At 41.5% G+C, this 24,293-nt stretch carries 18 protein-coding genes; 8 read left to right on the forward strand and 10 right to left on the reverse strand.

From position 1 onward, the window contains the following. Positions 1 to 303: 303 nt before the first annotated feature. The 3 genes from OFY17_RS13650 (at position 304) to sbmA (ending at position 7,916) form a co-directional block, all read left to right on the forward strand. A complete protein-coding gene (locus tag OFY17_RS13650; RefSeq protein WP_263531293.1) occupies positions 304 to 5,115 on the forward strand; it encodes an NAD-glutamate dehydrogenase in 4,812 nt (1,603 codons plus the stop codon). A gap of 66 nt (positions 5,116 to 5,181) precedes the next feature. After that, positions 5,182 to 6,405 (forward strand): aspartate aminotransferase family protein, encoded by a 1,224-nt coding sequence (locus OFY17_RS13655; RefSeq protein ID WP_318013694.1) that lies wholly within the window; start codon positions 5,182 to 5,184, stop codon positions 6,403 to 6,405. Positions 6,406 to 6,644: 239 nt separating this feature from the next. Beyond that, positions 6,645 to 7,916 carry a peptide antibiotic transporter SbmA gene (gene sbmA / locus OFY17_RS13660; RefSeq protein WP_263531295.1) on the forward strand — a complete coding sequence of 424 codons (1,272 nt, stop codon included), beginning with the start codon at positions 6,645 to 6,647 and terminating at the stop codon, positions 7,914 to 7,916. Positions 7,917 to 8,012: 96 nt separating this feature from the next. On the opposite strand, the gene OFY17_RS13665 is transcribed toward sbmA, so the two are convergent. From OFY17_RS13665 to OFY17_RS13675, 3 genes are all read right to left on the reverse strand, one after another. After that, the gene (locus OFY17_RS13665; protein ID WP_263531296.1) at positions 8,013 to 8,222 is read right to left on the reverse strand and encodes a hypothetical protein; all 210 of its coding nucleotides are present in this window, start codon (positions 8,220 to 8,222) and stop codon (positions 8,013 to 8,015) included. A gap of 144 nt (positions 8,223 to 8,366) precedes the next feature. Continuing rightward, positions 8,367 to 11,309, reverse strand: a complete 2,943-nt coding sequence (gene glnE / locus OFY17_RS13670) for a bifunctional [glutamate--ammonia ligase]-adenylyl-L-tyrosine phosphorylase/[glutamate--ammonia-ligase] adenylyltransferase (RefSeq protein WP_263531297.1) — start codon at positions 11,307 to 11,309, stop codon at positions 8,367 to 8,369. Between the two features lie 47 nt (positions 11,310 to 11,356). Further along, the gene (locus OFY17_RS13675) at positions 11,357 to 12,304 is read right to left on the reverse strand and encodes a CYTH domain-containing protein (RefSeq protein WP_263531298.1); all 948 of its coding nucleotides are present in this window, start codon (positions 12,302 to 12,304) and stop codon (positions 11,357 to 11,359) included. Between the two features lie 123 nt (positions 12,305 to 12,427). On the opposite strand from OFY17_RS13675, the gene argE reads away from it, so the two are divergent. Further along, positions 12,428 to 13,591, forward strand: coding sequence for an acetylornithine deacetylase (argE, locus tag OFY17_RS13680; protein WP_263531299.1), 1,164 nt, complete (start codon positions 12,428 to 12,430; stop codon positions 13,589 to 13,591). A 12-nt stretch (positions 13,592 to 13,603) separates the two neighbouring features. Then, on the forward strand, positions 13,604 to 14,914 hold the full coding sequence (argA, locus tag OFY17_RS13685) for an amino-acid N-acetyltransferase (RefSeq protein WP_263531300.1): 1,311 nt from the start codon (positions 13,604 to 13,606) through the stop codon (positions 14,912 to 14,914). A gap of 72 nt (positions 14,915 to 14,986) precedes the next feature. On the opposite strand, the gene OFY17_RS13690 is transcribed toward argA, so the two are convergent. The 5 genes from OFY17_RS13690 to rpoE form a co-directional block, all read right to left on the reverse strand. After that, on the reverse strand, positions 14,987 to 16,402 hold the full coding sequence (locus tag OFY17_RS13690) for a DegQ family serine endoprotease (RefSeq protein ID WP_263531301.1): 1,416 nt from the start codon (positions 16,400 to 16,402) through the stop codon (positions 14,987 to 14,989). A gap of 59 nt (positions 16,403 to 16,461) precedes the next feature. Continuing rightward, positions 16,462 to 16,929 (reverse strand): SoxR reducing system RseC family protein, encoded by a 468-nt coding sequence (locus OFY17_RS13695; protein ID WP_263531302.1) that lies wholly within the window; start codon positions 16,927 to 16,929, stop codon positions 16,462 to 16,464. A gap of 2 nt (positions 16,930 to 16,931) precedes the next feature. Next, positions 16,932 to 17,783 (reverse strand): MucB/RseB C-terminal domain-containing protein, encoded by an 852-nt coding sequence (locus tag OFY17_RS13700; RefSeq protein WP_407659450.1) that lies wholly within the window; start codon positions 17,781 to 17,783, stop codon positions 16,932 to 16,934. Positions 17,784 to 17,927: 144 nt separating this feature from the next. Beyond that, positions 17,928 to 18,560 (reverse strand): sigma-E factor negative regulatory protein, encoded by a 633-nt coding sequence (locus tag OFY17_RS13705; RefSeq protein ID WP_263531303.1) that lies wholly within the window; start codon positions 18,558 to 18,560, stop codon positions 17,928 to 17,930. Between the two features lie 2 nt (positions 18,561 to 18,562). Then, complete coding sequence (gene rpoE / locus OFY17_RS13710; protein WP_263531304.1) at positions 18,563 to 19,150, reverse strand: RNA polymerase sigma factor RpoE; 588 nt, start codon at positions 19,148 to 19,150, stop codon at positions 18,563 to 18,565. Positions 19,151 to 19,382: 232 nt separating this feature from the next. Here rpoE and nadB point away from each other — a divergent pair, with 232 nt between their 5' ends. Then, positions 19,383 to 21,047: an L-aspartate oxidase gene (nadB, locus tag OFY17_RS13715; RefSeq protein ID WP_263531305.1), complete on the forward strand. Its 1,665-nt coding sequence runs from the start codon at positions 19,383 to 19,385 to the stop codon at positions 21,045 to 21,047. A 6-nt stretch (positions 21,048 to 21,053) separates the two neighbouring features. Here nadB and OFY17_RS13720 read toward each other — a convergent pair whose 3' ends face one another. Beyond that, positions 21,054 to 21,365, reverse strand: a complete 312-nt coding sequence (locus tag OFY17_RS13720; RefSeq protein ID WP_263531306.1) for a hypothetical protein — start codon at positions 21,363 to 21,365, stop codon at positions 21,054 to 21,056. Positions 21,366 to 21,459: 94 nt separating this feature from the next. Next, a complete protein-coding gene (locus OFY17_RS13725) occupies positions 21,460 to 21,726 on the reverse strand; it encodes an FAD assembly factor SdhE (RefSeq protein WP_263531307.1) in 267 nt (88 codons plus the stop codon). 277 nt (positions 21,727 to 22,003) lie between these two features. Here OFY17_RS13725 and OFY17_RS13730 point away from each other — a divergent pair, with 277 nt between their 5' ends. Then, positions 22,004 to 23,323, forward strand: a complete 1,320-nt coding sequence (locus OFY17_RS13730; protein ID WP_263531308.1) for an ABC transporter substrate-binding protein — start codon at positions 22,004 to 22,006, stop codon at positions 23,321 to 23,323. A gap of 108 nt (positions 23,324 to 23,431) precedes the next feature. Further along, positions 23,432 to 24,292: a carbohydrate ABC transporter permease gene (locus OFY17_RS13735; RefSeq protein WP_263531309.1), complete on the forward strand. Its 861-nt coding sequence runs from the start codon at positions 23,432 to 23,434 to the stop codon at positions 24,290 to 24,292. The last annotated feature ends 1 nt before the right edge of the window (position 24,293 follow it).

Raw genomic sequence — 24,293 nt, forward strand, 5'->3', positions numbered from 1 at the left:
TTTTCTCTATTTACGTAATTTTGCTTGATACTCTGCTTATTTTGTACAAAATATTATTCTGCTAATTTTAAGTTAAAAAGAAGTTTATTTCGTTTAGAATGGTCTACTAAGGCTTTTATCCATAAAAAAAGAGATAGAAGATGAAAAACCTCTTCTAAGCACCGATTTTGTCAGCCCAATTGTTAGATAGTAAAGGAGTATTTCTTCAACAATGATCCTAAAAAATAAAAAACCAGTACTTTCGCAATCTGAAATTTACAACTAGCTTTATTACCAACACATATTTTAAAGAGATAAATTCAAATGACAGACCACAAAAAGACTGAATTGATCGAACGAATTGAACTAGAAATAAGCGATAACTTTAGCGCTACTGAAGCAAGTAACATAATTAAACTTGCACACCTTTACTTCCAAGACTCTTTAACAGAAGACTTAATCAGCGAGCCAATTGAAAACCTTTACGGCAAAATTGTCTGCTTATGGGATTTCATCCAGCAACGCCCGATAGGCCAAGCAAAAGTCAGAGCCTACAACCCTAACTTTGAAGAGCATAGCTGGCAGTCAACACACACCATCATTGAAATACTCACCGATGACATGCCTTTCCTAGTGTCCTCTTTAAATATGGCATTGATGCGACTTGAACATACTATTCATATGACGGTTCACCCTATCATTACCGTTGACCGAAATAAAAAAGGTGAACTTCAAGGGCTGTCTGAAGACTTGACTACGCAAGAATCTTTGATGCGCTTTGAGATAGACCATGTATCTAATATCGATGTTTTAGATACTATCAAAAACGCTCTTTTGAAAAGTCTAGAGGATGTTAAAAAAGCCGTAAGCGATTGGCCTGCGATGAAAGATCAGCTAAAAAATATCATTAGCGAATCTGAAAAAATTTCTCATCTAAAGAAAAATGAAGAGCATCAAGAAATTCTAGAATTCCTAAGATGGGTTGAGAACAACCACTTCACCTTTGTTGGCTTCCGTTCTTATGATCTTGTCATTGAGAATGACGAAACACATTTGAAGTTAGTAGAAGGATCGGGGCTAGGTTCATTTAGAGACAATCAAAACGTAAAAAAAGACATTGTATTACACGACAAACTAGCCAACCTTGCAGTTGATAACAACAACATTCTTGTTCTAACGAAATCAACAGCAATATCAACAGTTCATAGACCAGTACACCTAGATTACTTAGGCATAAAACGTCTAGATAAGAAGGGTAATGTGGTCGGTGAATGGCGATTCTTTGGCCTCTATTCCTCTGCCGCTTACGTTGCTCGTCTACAGGACATTCCTTTATTGCGCAAGAAACTGGATGTTATTGTCGAAAAAGCTAACATCAACCCAAATAGTTACAAGAGTCGAAACCTTAAACATATTCTTGATAGCTACCCCCGTGATGAAATGCTACAGGCACCTGTCAATGAACTGTTGAGTAACATCAAGAACATTCTAGCGATTCAAGAACGCAGACAGTTGCGAGTGTTTTTGAGAAAAGATGTATATGGCCGTTTCCTTAATGTACTCGTTTATGTTCCTAGGGATAGATATAACACTGAGTTGCGCATCAAGATGCAGAAAATTCTTATGGATGCATGCCAAGGCTCTAGCTCTGAATTTAACGTTCAGTTCTCTCAGCTTATCCTTGCTCGAGTGAACTTTACTATTCAAATATCTGATCCTAAAAACAGCCCAAGCATCGATGCGGAAGAAATCCAGCGCAAGATGCAAGATGCGATGAGTTCATGGGAAGACAAGTTATTAGTTGCTCTGCACAAAGGCCATGGCGAAGAAAAAGGTAACTCTCTTTATAACGAATACGCGCCTTACTTCCCTGCATCTTACCGTGAAGACTTCTCTCCCAATGCAGCAGTACTAGATATTGAACGCCTAAATCAATTAACTGGTGAAGGTGATACATCAACACATCTATACCGACAAGTTGGCCAGGCCAAAAACAATTATTACTTTAAAGTCTATGGCGCAGGTACAACTCTAATTTTGTCAGATGTGTTACCTATTTTAGAGTATATGGGGTTACGTGTACTTGAAGCACGACCATATGAACTTGATCAAAACGGCGATGGCATAGCAAACACTTGGGTAGTTGAGTTCGCAATCTGTGTTGATGCCGATGTTAATCTCGAGAAAGTATCTCAACGCGAAGCCTTCCAAGATGCCTTTAACCAAGTTTTCCGACGCCGTGTTGAAAACGATCGTTTTAACGCACTAGTACTAAATGCTTCCCTAACATGGCGCCAAACCACCATGTTAAGAGCATTAACAAAATACTTGATGCAACTTCAGGTTCCTTTTTCTCTATCTTACATGCAACAAACTCTAGAGAAGAATGCCGGCATCACTGGGTTGCTAGTACAACTTTTCGAGCAACGCTTTGACCCATCAAAAAGCGCTAAACGCGACGAGAAAGTACAAAAGCTACTAGAAAAAATAGAATCTGAGTTAGATCAAGTTGCTAACTTGGACGAAGATAGAATCCTTAAGCATTACCTATCTATTATTCAGGCAATGCTAAGAACTAACTTCTACCAAGCAGATGCAAACAATGAAATTAAAGATTACGTTTCATTTAAATTAGACCCTGCTTCCATTCCTGCCGTGCCTTTGCCTAAGCCGAAGTTCGAGATTTTCGTCTACGCTCCTTGGGTTGAAGGTGTACATATGCGTGGTGGTAAAGTCGCTCGTGGCGGTCTTCGCTGGTCTGACCGTATGGAAGACTTCCGAACAGAAGTTCTTGGTCTAGTCAAAGCGCAAATGGTAAAAAATGCCGTTATCGTTCCTGCGGGTGCTAAAGGCGGCTTTGTTGCTAAACAACTTAAGAAGAATGCCTCTCGCGAAGAAGTTCAAGCTGAAGTCATTCACTGTTACACCACATTCATTAGTGGTCTTTTAGACATTACTGACAACCTTGTTAAGAATGAAGTATCCCCTCCTCATTCTGTCATGCGTTACGACGAAGATGACCCATACCTAGTAGTCGCTGCCGACAAAGGAACCGCAACCTTCTCCGATTTAGCAAACAGCATATCCGAGAAATACAATTTCTGGTTAGGTGACGCCTTTGCTTCCGGTGGTTCTAATGGCTATGACCATAAGAAAATGGGCATTACAGCAAGAGGAGCGTGGGAATCTGTTAAACGTCAATTCCAAGAGCTAGACATTGACTGTCAAACAACAGACTTTACCGCTGTTGGTGTCGGTGACATGGCCGGAGACGTGTTTGGTAATGGCATGTTGTTATCTGAGCATACCTGCCTTGTTGCAGCCTTTAACCATATGCATATCTTTATCGATCCAACTCCAGATTCAGCAACGTCTTTTGCTGAACGTAAACGTATGTTCGAGTTACCTCGCTCATCTTGGGAAGATTACAACAAAGACCTAATTTCTAAAGGCGGCGGCATATTTAAACGTTCAGCTAAGTCTATCCCGATAAACGCTGATATTCGTAAAGCGCTTGGTATAGAGGGTAATATTAAATCTATGGCACCAACAGATTTAATCAACGCAATACTGAAAGCGCCTGTGGATTTATTCTGGAACGGTGGTATCGGTACTTATGTCAAAGCACAATCTGAGTCCCATGCTGATGCAGGCGACAGTGCTAACAACAGCTTACGAGTCAATGGCAATGAGCTTCGTTGTAAGATTGTTGGCGAAGGTGGCAACCTAGGTTTAACCCAGCTAGGTCGTATTGAGTTCGCTCAAAATGGCGGCTTAATCAGTACGGATGCTATTGATAATTCGGCTGGTGTTGATAGCTCAGACCATGAAGTTAACATTAAAATCCTGCTTAACCGCGTTGTAGAGAACGGCGATTTAACCGAAAAACAACGTAATACCCTATTAGCTGAAATGACGGAAGAAGTTGGTGACCTAGTACTTCGCCACAACTTAGAGCAAAGCCATGTGCTTTCCTTGGTGAACGCCCAAGCTTCAAGCCGACTATCTGATCATTGGCGCCTTATTCAATCATTGGTGAAAGAAGGAAGATTAAACCGTGAAATTGAGTTTTTACCTAGTGATGAGGAAATAAAAAGCCGCTTAAACAAAGGAGAAGCTCTGACTCGCCCTGAGGTATCCGTACTTCTAGCGTACTCTAAAATCAAATTATCAGAACAATTGGTAGAAGATGGAATTGGAGAAGATACAGATCTGTTATCACAAGTACATGATTACTTCCCAACACCGTTAACTAAGCACTTTGGTCAGCAAATGCCATCTCACCCATTGGTTCAAGAAATCATTGCGGGACATGTTACCAATAATCTAGGTAACAAGATGGGGCCAACCTTTACAACCTACTTGCAAGAAGAAACCGGTGCATCTTCACTGAATATTCTTCGAGCTTATATGGCCGCTGAGAAAATATTTGATATTCCTGAACTGTGGGATGCGATTAATAAGCTTAACTTCTCTATTCCAAATGCAGTCCAAAATCGTTTATTAATTCAAGTACAAGGTTTACTTGAACAAACCACACTTTGGCTGCTACGCAACACTCGAGAAGCGCTTTCGATTCAACTCTTAACAGATACCTACAAACCGGGTATTGCAGTTATTAGAGAAAATCTACAAGCCATCCTGACCGAGTCAAGCAGTCAACACCTTGCAGGCACTGTAGAGAAGTTAGTGGCAGAAGGAATACCTTCTGAGGTTGCTGAAAAATTCTCTGCTCTGCCTTACTTCTTATACGGTTTGGATATCATCCGTGTTTCTACAAACACAGGTACGAAAGTAATTGATGTTGCTCAAACCTACTTCGCTTTAGAAATGGACTTAGAACTTCATTGGTTGAGACTAAAAGCCAGTGAGCTTCCTGCAGAAGATTTATGGCAACGACGCGCTAAAGCAGGCTTAGGAAATGAAGTCGATATTAGCCTTCGAACATTAACCAAAGCGGTTATCAAAGCAAGTAGCGATGGGGAAGACTTACAGCAACGTTTAGCAAACTGGAGTACGTCTAACTCAGATAGCATACAACACTACCGATCAATCTTTGATGAGATAAAAGAAGAGAGCGAGTTAAACCTCGCAATGGTAACTGTTGCTATTCGTGAACTAAGAAATTTGATATAACATAGCCATTATATGTAAATGTCAGTGGCCGCTTTTGCGGCCACTTTTTTAAATGAGGTATACACTGTGTCAACAGAAGTAACGAGAGCAACTTTTAATGAAGTAATGGTTCCTAATTACGCACCTTCTGAGATCATTCCAGTGCGTGGCGAAGGCTCTCGCGTGTGGGATAAAGAAGATAAAGAATACATCGATTTTGCAGGTGGTATTGCCGTAACTGCATTAGGTCACTCGCATCCAACTTTAGTCAACATTATGCGCGAGCAGGCGGGACAAATTTGGCACTTATCCAATGTATTAACCAATGAGCCAGCTCTACGTTTAGCAAAAAAGCTTACTGAAAAAACCTTTGCTGATCGTGCCTTTTTCGCTAACAGTGGCGCAGAAGCAAACGAAGCAGCGTTTAAGTTAGTGCGCCGTTACGCATTTGATCATTTCAGCCCTGAGAAGAACGAAATTATTGCTTTCAATAAGTCCTTCCATGGTCGTACTTTATTTACCGTTTCTGTCGGCGGGCAAGCAAAATACAAAGAAGGTTTTGAGCCCACTCCTGCTGGTATCAATCACTGTGATTACAACGACATAGAACAGTTAAAAGCTATCATTAGCGACAAGACCTGTGCTGTTGTTATGGAACCCATTCAGGGCGAAGGCGGTGTTATTCCTGCCGACAAAGAGTTCGCACAACAAGTAAGAGACTTATGTGATCAACATAATGCACTCTTAGTATTTGATGAAGTGCAGTCAGGGGTTGGCCGAACAGGAACCTTATATGCTTATGAACAGTTGGGAGTGACTCCTGATGTATTAACAACGGCAAAAGCGCTCGGCAACGGTTTCCCTGTCTCTGCTATGTTGGCCACCGAGAAAGTCGCGAACAGTATGGTCGCCGGTACTCATGGTAGCACCTATGGTGGAAACCCTATGGCTTGTGCCATCGCGGAAGGAGTAATTGATATTGTAGATACACCTGAAATACTAAGTGGTATTCAGGAACGTCATGACCTTTTCAAAAGCGAGCTAAATAATCTCAACGAAAAATACAATATTTTCCAAGAGGTTAGAGGTATGGGGCTTTTAATAGGCGCAGAGCTTATAGATTCTTTTGCGGGTAAAGCGGGTGGATTTGTTTCTGCGGCGGAAAAAGAAGGTCTCTTTATTCTTGTTGCAGGCCCTAATGTATTGCGCTTCGCGCCATCTCTTATCATTCCAAAAGAAGACATTACAGAAGGTTTTGCTCGACTTGAAAAAGCGGTTATACAAGCAATAGAAAATACCGCTGCGGCATAAGCAGTTTATATGTATGGCATAAGCTAAAAACTTGCCTATGCCATACTCTCCTCTCACATAGTAAGATTCTTAGCTATTAGATTTAAAACACTTCAGTAACAACATGCTTTTTTACGCGTTCTTTAATCACGGTTAGATTGAGATTATTAAATGGCTAGTTTAAGCTGGTTGTTTTATTCCTGTGATTAATGGATGAGATCAGGGTTCCATTCTGCATTAACTGATAGAGAAGCTTAACTGTGTTTCAATCCTTTTTCCCTAAACCAAAACTATTTTTCTTAAGCTTTGCCCTATGGGCGATTGCTGCCGTTATCGGATGGTATTCGCTTATTCAAGATCTAGGGGCACACCTCAGTTTAGCTTTCTTATTCGACATTCACTTTCCTGAAGCACTAGCAGAAGGCTCTGACGCCGCGACGCAAGCTGCCTTTGCAGAATCTCAGGGCACAGCGTTGAATGCTTGGCTCTATCAATATATGGCACTCTGTTATGGTGGGTTTATTGGTGCATGGGTCATATATGGGGGTCAGAAGTGGGCCAAATGGTCTGTAATAGGCTCGGGGGCAATCGTATTTATCACTTGGTTCCAAGTACAAGTCAGCGTGATGCTAAATGAATGGTATGGTAGCTTTTATGATCTTATACAGAAAGCACTAGCCGAACCTCACAGTATTGAGCTTGTGGATTATTATGCTGAGCTATCCACAGTGGCTATCATAATACTCGTTGCCATTACTGTATCGGTATTAAGTAACTTTTTTGTTAGCCATTATGTATTCCGATGGCGAACAGCCATGACACACTATTACACATCTAAATGGAACCAAGTACGTCATATCGAAGGGGCTTCTCAACGGATTCAGGAAGATACAATGCGCTTTGCCTCAATCGTTGAAAACCTAGGAGTTAGCCTATTGAGGTCGGTAATGACTCTTATCGCCTTTCTACCTATTTTATGGGGACTTTCAGGCTATGTAACAGAACTCCCATTAATAGGTGAAGTGCCTCAAGCACTGGTCTTTACAGCAATCATCTGGTCTATTTTCGGTACACTACTGCTCGCTGTTGCAGGCATTAAACTACCAGGATTGGAATTTAAGAATCAAAAGGTAGAAGCAGCTTACCGAAAAGAACTTGTCTATGGTGAGGATTATGCTGACCGTGCAGACCCAATAACACTGAATGAATTGTTCAATAATGTCCGTAAAAATTACTTTCGTTTATATGCAAATTATCTCTATTTCAACATTGTTCGGTATGGCTATTTGAATGTAGGACAATTTGTTCCGCTTATTATTTTGGCCCCTTCCATCATTGCTGGAGCCTTCACTTTAGGCATTATGCAACGTGTTATGAATGCCTTTAACCAAGTTGAAAACTCTTTCCAGTACCTAATAAATTCTTGGACAACAATTGTTGAGCTACTTTCAATATACAAGCGTTTGCAAGCGTTTGAAGCAATTATTGACGAACAAGCTGATACCAATACCGTTAACGACTCAAACACCTAGAGTTCTATTTGCAAAGCTCAAAAAAAGAAACCCTCACTGGTGACAGTGAGGGTTTCTTTATATTTACTTAAGTATCAATCATTTACCTGAGGATATTCAGACCTTGATATTGATATTCTGACCAAGATTATCGGTTGTTGTATGGGAGCCTTGGGAAGCGGCTGGCGTTACTGTTTCAACCGCTTTATTCAAAAGCTCTAAATCTTGTCGCCCTTGCTGTTCCTGAGCACTTTTCGCTAGATTAGCACTATATACTTCACTCGCGTATTCCATTCCAGGACTGGTCAAACCATTAATTGTCGGCATACTTTTCACCCTATAGCGATGATATTACCCTGTTTCATCATCGCCCCTCTAAAAAACACATTAGCTGTTTAATAAATAGCCAAAAATAGAGTATAACCAAAAACTGGTTAAAATACGACCAATATAGAAAAATTAGAAATACACTTAGCAACCCGTATCTAGAATAAAGTCTTCCCAGTATTGGGTAATCAAAGTTTGGCTTTGTACTAGAGCATCATCCTGTATTACACGTCCTTGCCTTTGCAATGTCAGTCTGTGGGTACGTGCCCGATATAAGGTATAGGTTTCAATCATCTTATCGGCTTTTTCTTTATCGATCAGAGCAACTGCTGAGGCAATCTCTAGCTGTCGAACATTATCGGAGTAAGTCATCAACTCAGGGTGCTGGTTTGACCAAGCTAGCACAAGGTATTGCACCATAAACTCAATATCTATGATTCCACCAGCTCCCTGTTTCAAGTCAAAGCCCTTACCTTTTCCTCCCGTATCTAGATGAGCGCGCATTTTTTCACGCATCTTGATCACTTCACTCTTTAAAGCCGCCCTATCCCGATATTGGCTCAATATCTCTTTTCTGCTCGACTCAAACTCTTCTAATAATCCAATATTTCCAGCCAAACCTCTCGACCTTGATAAAGCCTGATGCTCCCAAATCCATGCCTCTTTCTTCTGATATTCACGAAAGGCATCAAGACTAGTCACCAATAGTCCAGAGTTACCTGATGGTCGTAAGCGCATATCCACTTCATATAAACGCCCTGCCGAGGTGAAGCTAGTCAACATATGGATTAAACGCTGTCCCAACCTAGTATAAAAGGTCAAGTTATCCACGCTTCGATCCCCATTCGTCACGCCATTAGCCTGAGCATTATGGATAAAAACCAAGTCTAGATCTGAGTCATAGCCTAGCTCCCAGCCTCCAGATTTACCATAACCAACAATAGCAAGTTGAGGTGAATGAACTGCTCCTTCTAACCCTTGAGGAAAACCATATTTTTTCGTTAAAGAATGCCAAGATTGATGGAGAACAGACTCTAGTATTACCTCTGCAAGCCAAGTCAGATGATCACTTACCTTCATCACGGGTAAAATTTCACTTATGTCACAAGCTGCAATGCGAAGAATCATAGATTGTCTAAAACGACGAAGTGCATCCATTTGCGCCTCTTCATCATCTTCAGGCAGTCGAAGCAGCACTTGCTTTAATGCATCCTCTAATTCATTTTTATCAAGCGGTAAAAATAAGCTATTGGCATCTAATAATTCATCTAGCAAAGCTGGTGTAGTCGAGATGGCATCGGTGAACCAAACACTTTCTCGGCATAATCTAATTAAGTTAGTAAGAGCGGTTTCATTTTCGGAAAGGAGAACCAAATAAGTTGTTCGTCGTAATACCGCTTCCAAAATAGGAAAGATGCGCTCTAAAACCAGATCAGGGTTTGACTCATTCTCCAAGCGATTCATTAAAGCAGCAAAGAAGTCAGCTAACCTTTCATAGGCAATAGGCTGCATAAAAACAACCGTACGAGAGCTAAACAAGCGCACAATACGAGAGACGATAGTTTCTTGATCATGCCACGCGATCTGACTGACAGCCTCCGTAATAGACTCTATGTCTTCTGGTGTTTTTAGCAGTAAACGCCATGCTTCCTGAGCCTTTACCTCTTCGGCATTGTCACCATCATCAATCAAGTCAATAAAGCATTGATGTACTTTTTTTCGTATATCCCAAAGCTTAGTGTCTAATACTTGCCACGATGCAAAACCAACAAAAATGGCTAAACGCTCTCTGGCATTATCCTCTTCAGGCAATAGCTGTGTCTGCTCATCATTAACCGCTTGTAAAGCATGCTCTACTCGTCGCAACAATTGATAAGCGGCTGTGAGCTGTTCAACGTCATCATGGTTAAGGTATTTCTGCTTTGCTAAATGTGGCAGAACCTTCAATAGGGATGGTGTCTGTAAACTTTGATTTCTTCCGCCATGGAGTATTTGCAAGGCTTGAGCAATAAACTCTACTTCTCGAATACCGCCCTCGCCTAACTTAATATTATTTTCTATTCCTTTGCGACGAACTTCTTTCGCTATCATTTTCTTAAGATCTCTCAATGCGCATATGGCACTGAAATCTAAATATTTTCGATAGACAAAAGGTTTTTTCAAATCTTCAAACTCTTGAATATCCAGTTGATTACCGGCTAACACACGCGCCTTAATCATGGCGTATCTTTCCCAGTCTCTACCTTGATCTTGGTAATAATTTTCAAGGGAGCTCATACTCATCACTAAAGCCCCGGATTGGCCAAAAGGCCGTAATCTCATGTCTACCCGAAATACAAAACCATCTAGAGTGACTTGATCTATATGCTGAATGAGTTTTTGCCCTATCTTGGTAAAGTACTCTTGGTGAGAAAGACTTTTCTTACCCTCTTGGGTATCTCCGTGCTCTCGAAAAGCAAATATCAAGTCAATGTCCGAGGATAAATTAAGCTCATAGGCACCTAGCTTCCCCATCCCTATTACGATGAGGCTTTGCATCTTTCCTTGACTGTCTAAAGGGCGACCATACAAGGTTAAGTAATGTTGTTCAGACCACTTCACGCTGGCATTAATACACACCTCAGCCAATTGACTAAGCAATCGAGTTAGCTCACTTAAGGGTATTTTTTGCTGTATATCTAAAGCAATCAAACGCACCATCCACCATTGACGATAATGGCGAAGGCGCTTCATTAAATCTGCTTCGTTAATATCTGCTAACAAACCGGAAGGGCAAGTCTCAGACTTTAGATGGAAGTAATCCTCTCCTGCCAAGAGAGCCGCTATTGAGGGTTCATTATCAAAGCTTTCAAACTTAAGTAAGTCGTCGAGCCAATGTGGAAAACGCACAAACTGTTTATGCAGATAGTCGCTCAACACCCAAAGAGGTTCTAACTGAGCTATTTGTTGATCCGTTAATAAAGTGAGTTGTGATCTATCCCTAGCTTCTTGAATATATTGAGTTAATAACTCGCGGTTACCTAAATCATTTCGATATTGAACATAACTAGAGCTCTCATCAGGTGCCATTAAATCAAGTGCTATCAAAAGGTATTCCTTACTTTTCTTATTAATATCAACAAACTAAAAAGGTATTAAAAAGCCTGAGCGTTCAGCCACTGCCCTATAGTCAACATAGCCAAGCCGATAGATTTCTCACCAGCCAAACGTTCTAATAAATCTGGTGAATCCCCTAAGGTAACTTGCTTTATTTCAGCATCTAATTCCATCAGTCGCTTTTGTAAATCAATTGGTAAACAGGCTTGTAAGCGCTCCATAGAATGGCTTAAAGGCTGGAGTAATGCTTCATCCTGCATGAAGTGCATCGCTTCCCAGTACACAAGCCAGACTTCGTACCAATAACTCGCTAATTCAAGACTATTTTCAATACTCTTAGGCTTCTCTGGAAACTCAATTTTCCCATACTTCAAGCGCACACCCTTTTGAGCTTTAGAAACAACACTTACCTGAAGAGGAATATGCTCAGCTAATTGCAAAGCAAAATCATACAAGCCAGTTTCTTCTCCACTTTTAAGCTCTAATTCCAACTCGCAAATAGTATCCTTTCCATAGGGTGAGGTGACTAGGCCATTGTCACAAACTACCTCTATTTGAGTATTTGATAACTCAATATTCCAGACCTGTCTTTGGAAGTCAGTACGGTACACTTCGATAAGATTTTTACACCACGACATATCTTTCAATACATCAGGAAGAGGCACTTCTTTTAGTAAAGTTAAGTCCAGCTGATCATTCTCAACTTCCCACTCCCATTCTCCACGAGCATGCATACCAATACGGCTACTGCCTCGAGTTTTCACTGTTTGAATGAATCGACTGCCAAAAGAGCGAATGCGCATGGCAATGCCTGTTTGCATTAACAAGGCATCTTCCGTATCAAAGTATGCATTCATTAGGGCCAGTGTGGGTTGTCGAGAGTTGTTAGTATCTGCGGATTGTTGGCAAAAATTATCGAGAAAATCACAAGCAAGCTTGAGAAAGTTAGGATGAACCATTAATTTAAGTTCTAGCTCAGTGGCCATAAATATAAACCTCTAAAATCCTTGTGTAACAGACCCAAGGACGAAAATTCTTTACCTAATTGTATCAGATGCCTAACAGACAGTAGTAACATTAGAAACTAATCAGGATCTAAGGAAACCTTTATGCCAAGACTTCCCTCTCTCATCAGCATGATGTCTCAACTTATTGCCGAACCTTCTATCAGTTGTAGTCAAGCAAGCTGGGATCAGTCAAATAAAGCCGTCATTCAACTGTTAGAGACTTGGTTAAGCTCTCTTGGTTTTGAATGCGAAGTTATGCCATTGCCTGAGCAACCAGACAAGTTCAACCTCATCGCAACACTAGGCAAAGGTGATGGTGGTTTAGTTCTTTCAGGGCATACTGATACAGTGCCATATGACGAAGGACGGTGGCAGTCAGATCCATTTGGACTAGTTGAAAAAGATCAAAAGCTTTACGGTCTTGGTAGTTGTGATATGAAAGGTTTCTTCGCCATTGCCCTAGACACAATACAACAAATGGATTTATCCAACCTTACTGAGCCGTTAATCATTTTAGCCACAGCAGATGAAGAAAGTTCAATGGCGGGAGCTCGCGCACTGGTTAGTCAAAACAAAGTGCAAGCCAGATACGCACTGATTGGAGAGCCAACCTCATTGACCCCTATTCATGCCCATAAGGGTATTATGATGGAGCGCATACAAGTCACAGGACAGGCAGGACACTCATCGAATCCATCCCTTGGTAACAATGCGCTAGATGCGATGCACAGTGTTATGTCCGAGTTGATGTCTTTCCGACACGAGCTAAAAACACGCTATAAAGATGCCAGCTTTGTCATTGACTACCCCACCATGAACTTTGGCTGCATACATGGTGGCGACAATCCAAACCGAATTTGTGGTCGTTGTGAGTTAGAGTTTGATTTAAGAGCACTGCCCGGCATGAGTAATCAGTCCTTAATGGCAGAAATCTCAGAACGATTACCGAGCATTGAAAGGAAAACAGGCACTAAAATTCAGCTAAATAGCTTATTTCCAGATGTACCATCGTTTTATACCCCGATTGAATCGGATATTATAAAAGCCTGTGAAACGCTAACAAAACGCCAAGCAACAACCGTTGCCTTTGCAACAGAAGGCCCATTCTTAAATGAAATGGGTATGGAAACGCTAATTTTAGGGCCGGGGTCTATTGATCAAGCCCACCAGCCAAACGAATTTATGGCGCTAGATCAGATCCAACCTATGCAACAAGTATTACGTGGTTTAATTGAGCGATTTTGCTTACCACCCAGCAATCAATAAACGAGGAAAATCGTGTCTGACGAACTAAATTATGTAGACTGGTTCCGCCACTCATCCCCCTATATCAACGCTCATAGAGGGAAAACTTTTGTTATTTTAATTCCTGGGGAAGCCGTTGAATGCGCTCGATTTTCTAGCATCATTCATGACCTAGCGCTACTGGATTCTCTCGGTATCCGTTTGGTGCTTGTACAAGGTGCACGACCTCAAATAAATCGAGCAATAGGCAATAGTGATCTATCAGATCATATTGAAGAAGGTTATAGAGCAACACCACACAACCAATTGCTCGACATTATTCAAGCTTCTGCCGCCGTACGAGTGCAATTAGAAGCACAGTTATCCATGGGGTTATCAAACACTCCTATGGATGGCGCTCGTCTTAAAGTATGTAGCGGCAACTACGTGGTTGCTAAACCCTTAGGTGTAGTCAATGGAATTGACTATGGCTTATCTGGAGAAGTACGCCGTATTGATACCAACGCCATCTTCCGTCTGCTTGAAGATGACAACATGGTACTTTTACCGCACCTTGGCTTCTCACCAACCGGAGAGGTTTTCAATCTAAAAAGTGAAGATGTTGCAGTCCAAGCGGCGATCCAATTAAAAGCCGATAAACTTATTGTTTTTACTGGGGAGCAAGGCATTTTCAATGACGAAGGTGAGTTGCACTCGGAGCTGTTAACACACGATGCTCAAGATCTTTTAGCCCAAAAACATTTACCCCCAATAACACATGCTGCATTAGATGCATGCATAAAGTCCGTACGCAATGGAGTATTAAGAGCTCACGTTATTTCTTATCAGGATAATGGCGCTTTATTAAGAGAGCTATTTACCCGTGAGGGTGCAGGCACCATGATTGATGAAGACAGTTACGAACAACTTCGCCCTGCCAACATCAGTGATGCAGGAGGCATGATGGCGTTGCTTGAGCCATTAGAGGAAAAAGGCGTTCTCGTTAGACGATCTCGTGAACTATTAGAAAATGAGATCGAGAAGTTTATAGTGATCGAAAGGGACGGAGCCATTGTTGCTTGCGCTGCACTCTACCCCTTTGAACAAGAGAATGCGGGGGAATTAGCCTGCTTAGCCGTTGAACCTGAATATCGAGGTTCCAATAAAGGCGATCGTTTATTAAAAGGCATAGAGAAAGCGGCGAAAAATTTAGGCCTAACACAGCTATTCTTACTCACAACAAGAACTGCCCATTGGTTTATCGAAAGAGGCTTTAGTGAAACCAGCTTGGAGAATCTACCAGCCCAAAAACAAGCCCTCTATAACTACCAGAGAAACTCTAAAATATTCTCTAAGGATATTTAGCTTATTTCAGTACATGGTAATGAAAATAAAAAAGGCGACCTTAAGGTCGCCTTTTTTAATGGTATTAAATTCTTACTCAATAATTTTAAATGGGATAAACATAGGGTAGCCTTTTCTGATCACCCTCATCGGCACAGATCGACCTGCATCAATGTTTTTCGAAATGCTTGAGAAGTCAGCAACACTTTCAATGCGCTTACCATCCAGCATAGTAATCACATCTCCTTGCTGAAGACCATTACGAGCTGCAGTTCCGCCAAAGACTTGTTCAATGATTACTCCGCCTTCTATATCAAACTCTTTGGCCACATCATCAGGCACTTTGCCGACAATCATACCTAATCGGTTCTTGTCTTGTTGAGACTGGGCAACTGTATTGGAATCTGTTGGAATAGCTTCAAGCGTTACCGAAATGGTTTGTTCCTTCCCATCTCGATAAACTTTCGCCTTAACCACATCCCCTGCTTTCATTTGCCCGACGATGTAAGGTAGTTCTCCAGAGCGCTCAACCTCTTCACGGTTAAACTCCATGATTATATCCCCTGCCCTAAAGCCCGCTTTTTCTGCTGGAGAATCTGGTAACACACGACTAATTAACGCACCGCTCGATCTATCAAGACCGAAAGACTCAGCCAAGTCATTACTCACATCTTGAATCAGCACGCCCAACCAAGCACGAGACACCTTGCCATCGCTTTTCAGTTGTTCGACAACAGCCATCGCAACTTGTGAAGGAATAGCGAAAGATACACCCATGAAACCACCAGAGCGGGTGTAGATTTGCGAGTTAATACCAATAACTTCGCCATCTAAATTAAATAATGGACCACCAGAATTACCTGGGTTGATAGCAACATCTGTTTGGATAAAAGGCACATAGCTATCGGAAGGCAAATTACGACCAATCGCACTGACAATCCCTGCAGTAACGGTATAGTCAAAGCCGAAAGGTGAACCAATCGCGAGAACCCATTGCCCAGGTTTTAATTTATCAGAATCACCCATTTTTACAGTAGGCAAACCTTCCGCTTCTATTTTAAGAAGAGCCAAATCTGTTCTTGCATCGGTTCCAACCAGTTCAGCAATATATTCACGGCGGTCACTTAATCGCACATGGATAATATCGGCACCCTCGATCACATGATGATTCGTCAGCACATAACCATCTTTTGATATCACAAAACCAGAGCCACGAGAATTCCGTTGTCTCTCCTGATTTTGCGGCTCTTGCTGTTGGCCGAAAGGCTGTTGCCCAAAGAAGTGTTTGAAGAACTCATTCAGTTCTTCACTGTTTGGGCCAAATTGAGAGCCCCTTTGATTTCCAGTTTTAGAAGTAATAGCCTGCTCTGTGCTGATATTAACGACAGCTGGAGAAGCATCATCCACTAACTCTGTAAAGTCTGGAAGTGAGGCTGCATGGGAAAGCATGGATGCCATCATCAATGTGCTGATGACGACCACGCTAGCGTGTTTAAGCAATCTGTTCATTATTGGTCTCCTCATTTAAAGTGCCAAGTTGATTACAGTGCCAGGTGAAGTAAGTTCACTTATGAGAGAGTTCCTAGCGGTATACTAGCGCTTTTAGGCGACTCTGCTCGCAGAATTCTGGGGTAATAATCTAAGTTATCTATTTCTTGTTGAGACTTACGTCTTGCGGCCCATAAGCCTAAAGCAAAGCCGACAATAGAAAGCACAACAGCAATATTAGAGCTGCCACCCCATAACGAAGGTAAAACAGCACCAATGATCAAACCAAGCAGAGGGATGAAATACATCCAAAGCGAGGCTTGCAATAAAGTATCTTCAGGAATACCTACAACCACATCTTGACCAACAGACACTTGCAAAGGGTCGATCGCACGCATACGCATTTGATTGGATGATGAAACCTTAGCTATCGCATGATGGCCGCAGGCGTGACGAGCTCGACAAGCATTGCAACTACTTGTGCGAATCGTTTCTACTTCTGCGAAGCCAGCTTCTACTGCGAGTACTTTTCCAGTTTCTTCAATCATATTTAATGCCTTGGCATAAACGCGGTCATTAATTTTTCAATGGTAATACGAGGCACTTCGCCAACTACGGTTAATAGGTACCGCTGATCTTTAACCTTAAAACTTGTTTCTCCAGCATAGGTTGCGCCTGTGCGAAAAACTGACATATTTTTTGATGTCATAGATGGCTCTACAAATACGGAAACATTTGTAATGCCATCCGAGAGTAATAGCATGCTAGTACTATGATTTAGAACTCTCGCTTCAGGCCATACAAGCTGGAACCCTTCTGGTAACCAATCAAAATGCCATACATTTTTAGTGTACTTACGATCAGTTTCCATTATGGGTTTTGTGTACGTACCTTCTTTGGGGGTAAAGTCTTCAATTTTCAAGTCTGGTAAAAAGTTAACCGATGCAAATTGAGTTCTTTCTAATAACTGGCCACTTGGCTTTATTAGGTCATGCTTTAATAAAAAGTGATTTTCTTGGTCTAACCAAAATTCATGTCCAAAGCGATAAGCATCCTTGGGAGTTAGTTTCACGATTTGAACACTGCGTCCTGCAATGCGATCTAACTTGGGCTCTAGCGTTATCTGATAGCCTTTTAGTAATCGTTGACTATCAACATTTTCAAAGCGCTGAAAAGGGCGATTTAGAGGCGTTGTATGATTAGCTGTCGTCGCATCCGAATATACGCAAACCATAGTGTCATTGATACGTATGACTTCTAATTTGTCACCATCCAAGTCTTCAAGACTCTCGTAAACATTGTCTTGTAGAAGACCATGACGTATACGCATGCTATTCATGTTCGTAGAATCTGTATGTACAAACACCCCTTCGTAATTTAACGATGAGAAGGATTTCGCCATACTCCCTAATAAAAGCAGCGCTCTCTCTGATGACTCATTCGAAGTTGGTTTTAAAGCACGATCGCTTGCAGCCGTAAGAGATGAAAATAAGCTTAAGGCTACGAAGAGAAGCAAGAAAATAAAATGAAAGTGTCTCATCATCCTTTACTCTTCTATAGGGTAGCTAACAACACGAGCCATCGGCATCATCCCCTGCCCCACATTCATTGTTGATTGCTCAGCATGTTGTCGGAGATAGTGTTGTAACCTTATATTATCAGCTGGCATGGCATCTTGAAGCTCTAGTTCTGCTAGTGATATAGGTTCTTCTAAGCTATCCACGGAATCAGCACCTACAACATTCGTGATACCAATACCTTCTTCCACAGGTGAGAACAAAGTGTTTCCACCAAAGATAACGACAAAACTCACACTAGCAGCGATAGCTAAGCTGGAAAAAATTGTCTTTAAAGACATATCTTTAGAGTTGTTTCCGCTTTGTTTTACAGCAGATATTGGCACCACGTTCACATTATCAGTTTCAATGTTTTCTTGCTTAGCAGCTTGCTCTGCATCAATTGCCTGAGTAACTCTATTGAAGAAAGAAGCATCACTTACCAAGGTTGAGGGGGTTTCGCCTTGTAAAGCACTGCGTACCAACTGATAGTTTTCTAATTGTTCATGCAGCTTTAAACTGTCAGCACTCAACAGTAACTCGATATCTTTATCTGTAGCTTCACCATCAAACATCGCTGAGAGACTAGAAGACAGCTCTTTCGGGGTGTTGTGTGTTGTCATCGTTATTCTCCTAACCCTGTTAGTGGTCGTATGTGCTTTTCTACTGCTTCTCTTGCTCGAAATATACGGGATCGAACTGTACCGACGGGACAGTCCATAATAATAGAGATATCTTCATAACTTAGACCGTCAAATTCTCTCAGCGTTAGAGCACTACGTAACTCTTCAGGTAAGTTTTTTATCACTTGGTGTATCAAGGTTTCTAGGCGCTCACTATTCAATTTAGCATCAGGGCTAGCAATATCTGATAGCGCTTCATGTGCGCTATATATTTCATCATTATCTAACTCTACATCCGACTCTGGCGGCCGTCTTGAGCGACTCACTAGATGATTTTTAGCTGTATTTACAGCTATTCGGTACAGCCATGTATAAAATGCACTATCACCTCGAAAATTAGAAATAGCCCTATACGCCTTAATAAAGCTTTCCTGAGCGACATCGAGAGCTTCACTTTTGTCGTGTACATAACGACTTACTAAACTCACAACTTTGTGCTGATATTTCAAAACCAACAAATCAAAAGCGCGCTTATCACCTTGCTGCACTTTTTCGACTAACGTCCAGTCAGAAGACGTTTCGTTTTGCATAGGCACCTCAAACTCAACCTTTATTTTTGTATTTGTGCCATTTTGTTAACAACAAAAGACAACAGCGAAACGAACGAGTTCCCTAGTATCAACTAATAATAACAAAATATATTTTGGCTTCGAGCATCGTGAAGACCAACAAATATTAACAACGTAACACCGGAAGGTATTCACTATTACGCACTAACAATAGTAACATTCTCCTCTTCGTTATCTAAATTAGATCCAAATCATGAGTCAACACTATCAACACGACATTGTCATCATAGGCGCTGGTGCTGCTGGGCTAACCTTAGCGCTTGAATTAGCGAATCAGCACAAGGTCGCAATTTTAACCAAAGCAGATATCCGCGAAGGTGCAACTTTATATGCGCAAGGCGGTGTTGCTGCCGTCTTATCCGACAAAGATACGATTGACTCACATATAAATGACACTATTGATGCAGGTGTAGAATTAGGTGACCCAGAGGCCATTCGCTTTACCGTAGAACATTCTAAAGCCAGCATTGATTGGCTGATTGAACAAGGCGTACCTTTTACTCGCTACGGCGAAGGCGATGAATATCACCTCACCAAAGAAGGTGGGCATAGTCACCGACGCATAATACACAGCGCAGACGCTACTGGCTTAGCCATTTCTAAAACCCTTATTAGTAACGCATCTTCACACCCTAACATCGACTTTTTCCCAGACCGAGTTGCTATTGATGTTATCACCTCAAAGAAACTAGGCTTGAGTGGTGATAATCGAGCAGTCGGCATATACGCACTCAATACCAAAAACGATACTATCGAGGTATTCCACGGATCTTTTGTCTCCCTCGCTTGTGGCGGCAGCAGCAAGGTATACCTTTACACAAGCAATCCAGATACAGCATCGGGTGACGGCATCGCCATGGCTTGGCGAGCTGGCTGCCGAGTAGCAAATATGGAATTCAACCAATTCCACCCCACTTGTCTCTACAATGCGCAAGCAAAAACCTTCTTGATATCTGAGGCTGTTAGAGGCGAAGGTGGAAGGTTATTACTACCTGATGGCACACGATTTATGCACAAGTTCGACAATAGGGCCGAACTCGCACCACGTGACATAGTTGCTAGAGCTATAGACCACGAAATGAAGCGCTTGGGTGTTAACCATGTACTGTTAGATATTTCTCACAAGGACTCAGCCTTCATCCAAGAGCACTTTCCAACCATCTACAAGCGCTGCTTAGAATATAATTTAGATATGACAAAGCAAGCCATCCCTGTTGTACCAGCAGCCCACTACACATGTGGCGGGGTTAAAGTAAATCAACAAGGGGAAACCGATATCAAAGGCCTTTATGCTATTGGGGAAACGGCCTATACAGGACTACATGGTGCCAATAGGCTGGCCAGCAACTCATTATTAGAATGCATCGTTTACGCTCGCTCGGCAGCGCAAAATATTTTAACAAGCACTCAAAAGGCTCAAAAGGCTCAAAAGGCTCAAAAGGCTCAAAAGGCTCAAAAGGCTCAAAAGGCTCAAAATATATCAATACCTGATTGGGATGAAAGTAAAGTAACAGACTCGGACGAAGATGTTGTCATTGCTCATAATTGGCAGGAGTTAAGGCGTTTCATGTGGGACTATGTGGGCATTGTCAGATCAGACAAAAGACTGCTTAGAGCAAAACATAGGGTTGACCTATTACTCTCTGAAATAGATGAGTTTTATTCGAATTACAAAGTATCGAATGATCTACTAGAATTGCGTAATCTTGCCATGGTCGCTGATTTAATTATTCGCTCCGCCATGACTCGAAAAGAAAGTAGAGGACTCCACTTCAATCTTGATTATCCTGAAAAATCAGAACATAGCTCTCCAACAATACTAACCCCAGAGCAGCCATCCAAGAAAACATATACATAAACGATCTCAACCTTTCTGGTCTTTATTAGGGTTCAGTAAAATTTGTTGCGCAGCAAAGGACCTTAATATGGCATAGTTATCTTTCGATACACTGTCTCGGAAGATAACTACATAATTCGGATACCATTTTTTAGGTGCATTTATAAAGGAAGTCACTCGGGCTACTAAATAAACACCGTTAGCTCGGATAAAAGCCACCCTTTGTAGCTGACCTTTACCTTCTACGAAAGCGCCCTGTTCATCGATACCAATTTGCTTATAAGGTGATTGAAAAATGAGGGCGAAGAGCAATACAACAAGAAGAACTGTGAACTGCATGTAGTATGGCAACCAATGCACTTGTATAAGCGCAGCACAAACAATAATAGCAAAAAGCCATAAGCTACAGCTCAGTTTTGAACATTTTAACCGACTAGCTTTTAGGCTGAACACGGGTAACTATTATATCGACAATGCGTGCTAGGTCATCATCTTGTGGTACTTCTTTTTGCATAAACCATAGAAATAAATCTTGATCTTCACATTCTATCAGTTTGTAAAAGCGAGCCTGATCGGCTTCTTCAAGAGTCAAAAAAACCTCATCTAAAAAAGGTTCTAATAACAGATCTAATTCCAACATTCCTCGGCGACAATTCCACTTCAAACGCTTAAAGTTAAATGTGTCTTCAGCTTCTTTCATAACAACACCTTCAATTTTTTTCACATTATATCTATTTATTCATAAAAAAACGAAAACAGCTTCTACACTTAATAGGCTCAATGTAAAAACTTATCTGAAATTGACTTCTTTTGTTAACCATTTGTAAAAGTGAAACAAAATAGTACAATAAGTGGCGTTTTATGTATTAACAGGTCAATTAAAAAATAGCCTAATATAAATCCCAATTGGAAGTTAGCTTCCAAGATATTAGGTAAATTGACATAAAAACAATAACACCCTTACAGGGAGACAACCTATGAAAAGCCTTACCAAAAACACCCTATCCTATGCGGTATCTATTGCTGCATCATTAACAGCAGCAAGCTCAACCTTCGCAGAAACAATCACAGTGGCAACTGTAAACAACGGCCATATGATTGAAATGCAAAAGTTGACGCCTGAATTTGAAAAAGCTAACCCTGGTATCAAAGTTAAATGGGTAACTCTAGAAGAAGGTATTCTTCGTCAAAACGTAACCCAAGACATCGCTAACAAAAGCGGACTTTATGATGTAATGACAATCGGCATGTACGAAGCACCTATTTGGGGCGATCGCGGCTGGTTAACACCTATCGACACAAGTGGCGCATATGATGTAGAAGATATCCTACCATCTATTCGTCAAGGTCTTTCACATGAAGGCACTCTATATGGTGCTCCTTTCTATGGTGAAAGCTCAATGGTTATGTACCGTAAAGATCTAGTTAAAGAAACTGGCATGACAGTCAGCGACCGTGATAGCTGGGAACACATACGTGATGTCGTAGCCGCTATGCACAAACCTAATGACGGCGTATACGGTATCTGTCTACGTGGTAAAGCGGGTTGGGGCGATAATATGGCCCTTATGACTACGATCGCAAACTCTTTCGGTGCTCGTTGGTTTGATGAAGGTTGGAAACCGCAACTAGAGTCAGCTGAATGGAAGAACGCCGTTTCTTTCTATGTTGACCTTCTAAGTAAGTATGGTCCTCCAGGTTCAAGCAGCAACAGCTTTAACGAAAGCTTAGCTTTGTTTAACGAAGGTAAGTGTGGCATGTGGATTGATGCAACTATCGCAGCATCTTTCGTAACAGATCCAAAACAAAGTAAAGTTGCTGATCAAGTTGGTTTCGCACAATCTCCTATCAGCGCAACAGAAAAAGGAGCTAACTGGCTTTGGTCTTGGTCTCTAGCAATTCCTGCAGCGACTAAACAAGCTGATGCAGCTCAGAAATTTGTACGTTGGGCAACATCTAAAGAGTATATTGAGCTAGTAGGTAAAACGAATGGCTGGGCAGCAGTACCAACAGGTACACGTTCAAGCACTTACGCTAACCCTAAGTTCCAAGCAGCAGCCGTCTTTGCTGAAGCTGAGTTGAAAGCTATTAACTCTGCAGATCCAACTGACAGCACGCTGAAACCATCTCCATATGTTGGCGTACAATTCGCCGCTATTCCTGAGTTCCAAGCTATTGGTACAACTGCAGGACAAATGATCTCTGGTGCCCTATCAGGTTCAATGTCTGTAGATCAAGCTTTGAAATCTGCGAATAACTCTGCAAATCGTCAAATGCGTCAAGCTGGTTACTACTAGTAAACAGCCCCTTAAAGTTAGAGGTAGAGTTCTTCTACCTCTAACTTTCATTTGCTTACGTTTATTCCATAAGCAACTCTCTTCTGCTAATCATAAGGGACTTATAATATGAAGCGCTCTATCACCCGTTTATTAATGGCGCCGTCTGTCATCCTGCTATTGATATGGATGATCATTCCTTTGTCAATGACAATTTATTTCTCGACGATACGCTATAACTTGCTGTATCCAGGTCAGAATAATTTTGTTGGTCTATTAAACTTTGAATTTTTCATCACTGACCCAGGGTTCATTCCGGCTGTATCTAATACCTTAATATTACTTTCAACAGTATTAATTATTACCGTGGTACTTGGTGTTGCATTATCAGCGTTAATTGACAAACCATTCTTTGGCCAAGGTATTGTTCGTGTATTACTCATTTCGCCATTCTTCATCATGCCGACAGTTAACGCATTGATTTGGAAGAATATGATGATGAACCCTGTATACGGTATCTTTGCATGGATATCCAACTCCCTCGGACTGGAACCCATAGACTGGCTATCCACATACCCCTTAATGTCCGTCATTATCATGGTGAGCTGGCAGTGGTTACCTTTTGCTATCCTTGTATTTGTTACGGCACTACAGTCTCAAGACACTGAACAAAAAGAAGCGGCTCAAATGGATGGCGCGACAGGCTGGCATATATTCCGCTACCTAACAATTCCTCATCTGTATCGTCCTATTGCTGTCGTTGTAATGATTGAAACTATTTTCTTACTGGCTGTTTTTGCAGAAATCTTTGTATCAACAGGTGGTGGTCCAGGTTATGACAGTACAAACTTGGCTTACTTAATATACAACCAAGCTCTTCTTCAATATGACGTTGGTGTCGCTTCTGCCGGTGGTTTATTTGCCGTATTGCTTGCCAATATCGTAGCCTTTTTCTTAATTCGTGCCGTTGGCAAAAACTTAACGGTGTGAG

The organism is Marinomonas sargassi (assembly GCF_025716875.1).
Lineage (GTDB): Bacteria > Pseudomonadota > Gammaproteobacteria > Pseudomonadales > Marinomonadaceae > Marinomonas > Marinomonas sargassi.

Excerpts from the sequence above, each read along its gene's own strand:
- OFY17_RS13650 (WP_263531293.1), top strand. The coding sequence starts at position 304 with ATGACAGACCACAAAAAGACTGAATTGATCGAACGAATTGAACTAGAA.
- OFY17_RS13665 (WP_263531296.1), bottom strand. The coding sequence starts at position 8,222 with ATGCCGACAATTAATGGTTTGACCAGTCCTGGAATGGAATACGCGAGT.
- OFY17_RS13675 (WP_263531298.1), bottom strand. The coding sequence starts at position 12,304 with ATGGCCACTGAGCTAGAACTTAAATTAATGGTTCATCCTAACTTTCTC.
- argE (WP_263531299.1), top strand. The coding sequence starts at position 12,428 with ATGCCAAGACTTCCCTCTCTCATCAGCATGATGTCTCAACTTATTGCC.
- OFY17_RS13690 (WP_263531301.1), bottom strand. The coding sequence starts at position 16,402 with ATGAACAGATTGCTTAAACACGCTAGCGTGGTCGTCATCAGCACATTG.
- OFY17_RS13695 (WP_263531302.1), bottom strand. The coding sequence starts at position 16,929 with ATGATTGAAGAAACTGGAAAAGTACTCGCAGTAGAAGCTGGCTTCGCA.
- OFY17_RS13700 (WP_407659450.1), bottom strand. The coding sequence starts at position 17,783 with ATGGCGAAATCCTTCTCATCGTTAAATTACGAAGGGGTGTTTGTACAT.
- OFY17_RS13705 (WP_263531303.1), bottom strand. The coding sequence starts at position 18,560 with ATGACAACACACAACACCCCGAAAGAGCTGTCTTCTAGTCTCTCAGCG.
- rpoE (WP_263531304.1), bottom strand. The coding sequence starts at position 19,150 with ATGCAAAACGAAACGTCTTCTGACTGGACGTTAGTCGAAAAAGTGCAG.
- nadB (WP_263531305.1), top strand. The coding sequence starts at position 19,383 with ATGAGTCAACACTATCAACACGACATTGTCATCATAGGCGCTGGTGCT.
- OFY17_RS13720 (WP_263531306.1), bottom strand. The coding sequence starts at position 21,365 with ATGCAGTTCACAGTTCTTCTTGTTGTATTGCTCTTCGCCCTCATTTTT.
- OFY17_RS13725 (WP_263531307.1), bottom strand. The coding sequence starts at position 21,726 with ATGAAAGAAGCTGAAGACACATTTAACTTTAAGCGTTTGAAGTGGAAT.
- OFY17_RS13730 (WP_263531308.1), top strand. The coding sequence starts at position 22,004 with ATGAAAAGCCTTACCAAAAACACCCTATCCTATGCGGTATCTATTGCT.
- OFY17_RS13735 (WP_263531309.1), top strand. The coding sequence starts at position 23,432 with ATGAAGCGCTCTATCACCCGTTTATTAATGGCGCCGTCTGTCATCCTG.